The organism is Methylomonas sp. BG-2 (assembly GCF_057766305.1).
On sequence record NZ_JBYMAP010000237.1, the window covers coordinates 1 to 6,007 of the forward strand.

General features: G+C 59.0%; 7 protein-coding genes. 5 read left to right on the forward strand and 2 right to left on the reverse strand.

Going from position 1 to position 6,007, the window contains the following annotated elements; all coding sequences use genetic code 11:
* Positions 1 to 604 precede the first annotated feature (604 nt).
* Positions 605 to 1,984, reverse strand: a complete 1,380-nt coding sequence (locus tag AC3B8H_RS17425; RefSeq protein WP_488442814.1) for an L-serine ammonia-lyase — start codon at positions 1,982 to 1,984, stop codon at positions 605 to 607.
* 193 nt (positions 1,985 to 2,177) lie between these two features.
* On the opposite strand from AC3B8H_RS17425, the gene AC3B8H_RS17430 reads away from it, so the two are divergent.
* The 5 genes from AC3B8H_RS17430 to AC3B8H_RS17450 all read left to right on the forward strand — a co-directional run bounded on the left by AC3B8H_RS17430 (position 2,178) and on the right by AC3B8H_RS17450 (position 5,062).
* Positions 2,178 to 2,831 (forward strand): transglutaminase-like domain-containing protein, encoded by a 654-nt coding sequence (locus AC3B8H_RS17430; protein WP_488442815.1) that lies wholly within the window; start codon positions 2,178 to 2,180, stop codon positions 2,829 to 2,831.
* 45 nt (positions 2,832 to 2,876) lie between these two features.
* Complete coding sequence (locus tag AC3B8H_RS17435) at positions 2,877 to 3,533, forward strand: FMN-binding negative transcriptional regulator (protein ID WP_488442816.1); 657 nt, start codon at positions 2,877 to 2,879, stop codon at positions 3,531 to 3,533.
* A 15-nt stretch (positions 3,534 to 3,548) separates the two neighbouring features.
* Positions 3,549 to 4,118, forward strand: coding sequence for a class IV adenylate cyclase (locus AC3B8H_RS17440; RefSeq protein WP_488442817.1), 570 nt, complete (start codon positions 3,549 to 3,551; stop codon positions 4,116 to 4,118).
* Positions 4,099 to 4,266 (forward strand): hypothetical protein, encoded by a 168-nt coding sequence (locus AC3B8H_RS17445; protein ID WP_488442818.1) that lies wholly within the window; start codon positions 4,099 to 4,101, stop codon positions 4,264 to 4,266. Before AC3B8H_RS17440 ends, AC3B8H_RS17445 begins: the two co-directional genes overlap by 20 nt.
* 166 nt (positions 4,267 to 4,432) lie before the next feature.
* Positions 4,433 to 5,062, forward strand: coding sequence for a hypothetical protein (locus AC3B8H_RS17450; protein ID WP_488442819.1), 630 nt, complete (start codon positions 4,433 to 4,435; stop codon positions 5,060 to 5,062).
* 170 nt (positions 5,063 to 5,232) lie between these two features.
* Here AC3B8H_RS17450 and AC3B8H_RS17455 read toward each other — a convergent pair whose 3' ends face one another.
* Positions 5,233 to 5,817: an NUDIX domain-containing protein gene (locus AC3B8H_RS17455; RefSeq protein ID WP_488442820.1), complete on the reverse strand. Its 585-nt coding sequence runs from the start codon at positions 5,815 to 5,817 to the stop codon at positions 5,233 to 5,235.
* Between the last annotated feature and the right edge of the window lie 190 nt (positions 5,818 to 6,007).

The window sequence follows — 6,007 nt, forward strand, 5'->3', positions numbered from 1 at the left end:
CCCGTAGGATGGGTAGAGGCGCTAGCCGAAACCCATCAAAAATACCATCAATTACGCCAAATCCAATTCAGGATATATGCCGCCCGCCCAATTTTCCGGGAGAATGTCGCGTTTGACGAAATCATGAAATGAAGAATATAGCCAATCAGCAACACAACGAACATAACCATGTTTTACTGGATTGTAATGAATATAGCCGACATGTTTGACAAAGTCGTCCTGGTTTCTAATTCGATGCTCCCAAAACCGTCTTTGCCACTTGTGCCAGTTGGGTAAATACCGCGTTCGTGTTTACGTTCACGGCTTTTGGAAATTCGTTCGCCTTTTTCGATCTGATTAGTAAACTGGGTCTTAATCAGCCGCCTGCGATAACTAAAATCATCGTCATCTTCCGGTAAAGTCCAAGATGTCGGCGATATTCTGTCATATCTCATTTATCGGCGTTTCGTTTGATGGGTTTCGCTTCGCTCTACCCATCCTACTGTCGGCAATTGGCTCACCCCTGGTCATTGGAGAATCCCTGTCGGTTGTCTCTTGAGGATCGTTTGCAAGCCCCGCCGCCAACTATCCCGCAAGGCTTCCCCCAACGCCTCGCTATTCCGCATCAGCATTCGATCAAATTCACCGCCAAGCCGCCGCGCGAGGTTTCCTTGTATTTGGTTTTCATGTCGGCGCCGGTTTCGCGCATGGTTTTGATGACCTTGTCCAGCGACACGAAGTGCTTGCCGTCGCCGCGCAGCGCGATCCGCGCGGCGTTGATGGCCTTGACCGAGCCCATCGCGTTGCGTTCGATGCACGGCACTTGCACCAGGCCGCCGACCGGATCGCAGGTCAGGCCCAGATTGTGTTCCATGCCGATTTCGGCGGCGTTTTCGACTTGCTCCGGCGTGCCGCCCAGCACCTCGGCCAGGGCGCCGGCCGCCATCGAGCAGGCCACGCCGATTTCGCCCTGGCAACCGACTTCGGCGCCGGATAGCGAGGCGTTTTCCTTGTATAAAATCGCGATGGCCGCCGCCGTCAGTAAAAAGCGGACCACGCCGTCTTCGCTGGCATCCGGGCAAAACCGCCAGTAATAATGCAGCACGGCCGGGATGATGCCGGCCGCGCCGTTGGTCGGCGCGGTAACGACCCGGCCGCCGGCGGCGTTTTCCTCGCTGACCGCCAGCGCAAACAGATTGACCCATTCCATCGTGCCGACCGGCAAGTTCGGCGTCTGGCTGGGAATTTCGCCGGTCAATTGCCGGTGCAGATTGGCGGCGCGGCGCTTGACCTTCATCCCGCCCGGCAAAATACCTTCCTCGTGCAAGCCGCGTTCGACGCAAGCCTGCATCACCTGCCAAATATTCAGCAATTTGGCGCGGATTTGTTCCTCGCTTTGCCAGGCTTTTTCGTTACTCAGCATCAACTCGCTGATCGGCTTGCGATGGGTGTGGCACAGCTTGAGCAGCATGGCGCCGGTGCGAAACGGGTAGGGCAAGCGGGTATCGTCGTGGGTCAGTTGGTCCAGCGCCGCCGCCGCGTCGGTGACGACGAAGCCGCCGCCGACCGAATAAAAATCCGCTTGGGCCAATTCGGCGCCAGCGGCGTCGAACACGCTGAAGCGCATGCCGTTGGCGTGATAGGGCAGCGCCTTGCGGTGAAACAACAAGTCGGCTTTTTCGTTAAACGGCAGCGGATAACGCTGCAGCAAATTCAACAGGCCGGTGTCGCGGATCGCCGCCAAGCGCGTCGGGATAATCGCCGGATCGATCAAATCCGGCGCCTCGCCTTCCAGACCCAGCATCACCGCCTTGTCGCTGCCGTGGCCCTTGCCGGTGGCGCCCAGCGAGCCGAACAATTCGATTTTGATCCGGCGTATGGCCGGCGCGAGACCGCGTTGCTCCATGTTGGCGGCAAAGGTCATCGCCGCCCGCATCGGCCCGACCGTATGCGAACTGGAGGGACCTATGCCGATTTTAAAAATGTCGAAAACGCTGATTGCCATGACTGCTGCCCGAAAATCGAAAGGAATATCGCCAGTGTACCAATTGCAGCATAAAACACCGCGTGGATTGGCATTGCCGGCAGTGCCCGGCCGACAAATGCAAAAACGGTAGGTCGTCTGCCTAAAGCATCGCATGGACCGAGGGCGAATGCGATAATCGCTCCCACCTTTTGCAAAGAGTTCAAAGTCGGCGATGACCACTCCAGCCAAACCCGCGGCCTTCCTGGCTGCCAGCGAATTCATCGACTGGCGGGATCCGGCCGTTTTGGCGCAAGCCGCCGTGCTGGCGGCCGGCGCGGTCGGCGACGAAGACATCGCTAAACGCTGCTTTGAATTCGTCCGCGATCGCATTCAACACAGTTGGGATTTCCGTAAAAACCCGGTGACCTGCCGCGCCTCCGAGGCGTTGCGCCACGCCACCGGCTATTGTTACGCCAAGAGCCATTTGCTGGCCGCGTTGCTGCGCGCCAACCAAATGCCGGCCGGCTTGTGCTACCAGCGCTTGTCCATCGATGGTGCCGGCCCGCCGTATTGTCTGCATGGCCTGAATGCGGTGTACTTGGTCCAGCACGGCTGGTACCGGCTGGACCCGCGCGGCAACAAAGCCGGCGTCGCCGCCGAGTTTTGCCCGCCGACTGAACGCTTGGCCTTCGCACCGCGCGCGCCGGGCGAAGCCGACATTGCCGGTATTTGGGCGGAACCGTTGCCGGCGGTGATCCGGGCCTTGACCGCGCACGCCAGCATTGAGCAGGTTAGCCGCCACTTGCCCGATTTCGAACCCGGCGATCTTGGTCCGGCGTGGGTCCCGTTCGACGACCGACGGAACGGCGCCGACCGAATGAGCTAGCCCGGCTTCCGATAGCATTCTCCCCACCAATCGCCGCCGAATCCCATGTACAGTCCAGAACAGTTCGCCGAACCCCGCACCGCCGTCATGCAAGACCTGATTCGCCAATACCCGTTGGCGACGCTGGTCACGCTGTCCGGCGACGGTTTGAACGCCAACCACATTCCGCTGCATCTCTGCAGCGACGACGGTTCGGCATACGGCTGCCTGCGCGGCCACGTCGCCAGAGCCAACCCGCTGTGGCACGCCGGCGAAGCGTCTGAAGAATTACTGGCGATTTTCCAAGCACCGAACGCCTATATCTCACCCAGCTGGTACGCCAGCAAGCGTGAAACCGGCCGGGTGGTGCCGACATGGAATTACGCCGCCGTCCACGCCTACGGCCGGTTGCGGGCCGTGGACGATCCGGTCTGGATACGCGAACAAATCGTGGCGATGACGACGGCGCAAGAATCGGCGTTTCCCGAGCCGTGGGCCGTCGCCGACGCGCCGGCGGACTTTACCGAACGCCTGTTGGCGCAAATCGTCGGTATCGAAATCCGGATAACCCGCTTGCTGGGCAAATGGAAAGTCAGCCAAAATCAACCGGCGGCAAACCGGAGCAGCGTAATCGCCGGTTTGCGGGACACCGGGAACGGCGACATGGCCGACTTGGTCGAGGAACGGTCCCTATCCGCCGCCCGAAACGCCCCACAAACTTAAACGGCGGACCCAAATATGGCTAGAAACGTCGAAATCAAAGCCCGAATTGCCAGCGTTGCCGCACTGCTGCCCCTGGTCGCCCGTATCGCCGATCAGGGGCCGTTTACGTTGATGCAGGACGACACTTTTTTTCAGTGTCCGAACGGCCGCCTGAAATTGCGGGCGTTCTCCGAAAACAGCGGCGAATTGGTTTTCTATCAGCGTCCGAATCAAACCGGACCGAAAACCTCGTTCTATCGAATTTCGCCCTCCGACGCTCCGGCCAGCCTGCGCGACGCGCTGACGCTGGCTTATGGCGCCATCGGCCGGGTCCGCAAGCAACGTACCTTGTTCTTGGTCGGTCGTACCCGCATTCATTTAGATCAAGTCGAAGGTCTGGGCGACTTTCTGGAATTGGAAGTGGTGCTGAATGACGACGAAAGCGAAGCCGCCGGTCGCGCCGTTGCCGACGGCTTGATCGCCGCATTGGAGATACGACCGGAACAATTGCTGGCCAGCGCTTATTTGGATTTGCTGGCCGAGGCTCGGCCTTCCGAGCATTCGGCGGCGGACCCGAGTCCCGACGATGAAACGCCATCTGCTTAGCGCCGCGCTGCTGCTGACCGCGCTCGCCTGCTATTGGGCCGGTTATACCGGCGCCGGTACGATAGCGTTCGCGGTCGGCGGCATTTTCGAGGCCGGGTTTTGGTGCCGGATTTTATTCGGGCCTGCGGCGGACCACGAAAAAGACTAGGCGACGAATCGTCGCCAGCACTGGTATTTAGGCGGTAATCAACTATTTTCTAGCAGGCAAATTCGGAAGGCGCGACCCGAATCGACCGCGCGCCTTGCAACGCATAACGCTCCGCATTTCCTATTCGGCCGCAAAATCCAACCGAACCCATCGCCTAGGAGGCATCATGCCATCGAAAACTCTTCCTCAACAAAACGGCAATTCTTGCGCGGCGCACTGTACCGTCATTGCAATCGCCGAACTTTCCAACAATCAGGTGTGTTTGGACCAGACATTTGCCGAAAAAACCGTTTGGCCGGCCATTCAATTCGTATCGACGGGCGGTTTAGCGCCCGCAATCGACCTGCTCGCCATCGCCAAAAATAGCGATCCGCGCAAAATCGTCACCGAAACCGACAAAATCTCGAACCAGGCGGTAAAGGCCGAATTGATTTGCGACGATAGCCAAAAGACCAGCGCACTGGTCTACATAACCGATCTCACGACTAAACAAGGCCTTGGCGCGCTGTTTAATTTGATCAAAGGCGGAGGAACCAGTACCAACATTTCGCTGAACGAGGGCAGTTTTTATAACGCCAGCTACCTGATGTTTGCAGGCGCCGCCGCCGCCGCCGGCACATTCACCGGTATGCACAATATCTTGGTGGCTCGCGAAGGCGGCAAGGATTATTACTACAATCCCAATGAAGCCAAGCCTTGTTGGAGTCTGACCTCGGACTGGAAGGTGCTGGACAACCAGAATGGCGGGAGCCACAGCTACGTCTTTACCGGGGTGTGCGTGGAAATGAAAAAATAGCCACGTCAATGACATTAATAAAAATGAAAAACATCCGGGCGGGGCTTTAGTGACGATTCGGAGCGTTTCGGCCGATACAGCCGGGCAGCTTCCAACCTGGAGTTTTCGTGGCTAAGGCCCGCCGGGGTTCGTTGAGCGACCGCTACCGATTCGGCCGGAAGCCAGGCGGATCAACGCTTATTCAAGCACTCCGCCGCCGATGGCAATAGCCCGTCTTTTTGGGTTTGGCGCAAAGCCTTGAGCGAGTTCGGCCAAAAATAAATTGCGCCGACCGGACCGTCGTAGACCGCCACCCGCGCGTCATCCCCGCTCGAGTCCAAGGCCTTGCCGAATTCGTGCTGGCTTATCCAGACCCATTGCTTGCGCTCGACGTGCAAGCATTCCCGCCGCATGGCCAGCACGCTGGCCGGCACGAACGGGACCTGCGCGACGAAGGTCAGAAACGGCGAGTCCGGCGACCGGGACGGCCCGCGGACATTCGCATCGGTAAGATCGGCCAATCGATACACGCAGTTAGACTCCTCGAAGAATTCTCGAGTAGCCGTCTCGATTGGCGACTCGCCGCCTTCCCAGCTGCCGCCGAAATGCGCCCAACCCTGCCGCCCCGGCGCGCCGTCGAAAGCCAGCAAATGCAGAAGTTGCCCATCCTGGCAGGCGTAAGCCGCGATACCGGCCGGCGGCCCCGATTCGGCGGCGCTTCCGTCAATCAGGGACAGCAATAATAGAGTGATGGCAATTTTGAGGATTGTGTGCATGGTACCCACCGGCCGGAGGCGATATATCATCGAGTGTCGGATGATATACGCGGCAAGCCCGATCGCGCACCTTTTCTTACCGTGCGCGCGGTGCGTATCCTGCTCGGGTGAGTTGAATTCGGATGGCTCGGCTTAATAAAGAGCCGTTAGGCGATGAAAATCCCGTTCGTCCCGAGTCCTTCAGCTGCGC

Bases quoted from the DNA above. Each gene is read 5' to 3' on its own strand.
- AC3B8H_RS17425 (WP_488442814.1), bottom strand. From the start codon at position 1,984: ATGGCAATCAGCGTTTTCGACATTTTTAAAATCGGCATAGGTCCCTCC.
- AC3B8H_RS17430 (WP_488442815.1), top strand. From the start codon at position 2,178: ATGACCACTCCAGCCAAACCCGCGGCCTTCCTGGCTGCCAGCGAATTC.
- AC3B8H_RS17435 (WP_488442816.1), top strand. From the start codon at position 2,877: ATGTACAGTCCAGAACAGTTCGCCGAACCCCGCACCGCCGTCATGCAA.
- AC3B8H_RS17440 (WP_488442817.1), top strand. From the start codon at position 3,549: ATGGCTAGAAACGTCGAAATCAAAGCCCGAATTGCCAGCGTTGCCGCA.
- AC3B8H_RS17445 (WP_488442818.1), top strand. From the start codon at position 4,099: ATGAAACGCCATCTGCTTAGCGCCGCGCTGCTGCTGACCGCGCTCGCC.
- AC3B8H_RS17450 (WP_488442819.1), top strand. From the start codon at position 4,433: ATGCCATCGAAAACTCTTCCTCAACAAAACGGCAATTCTTGCGCGGCG.
- AC3B8H_RS17455 (WP_488442820.1), bottom strand. From the start codon at position 5,817: ATGCACACAATCCTCAAAATTGCCATCACTCTATTATTGCTGTCCCTG.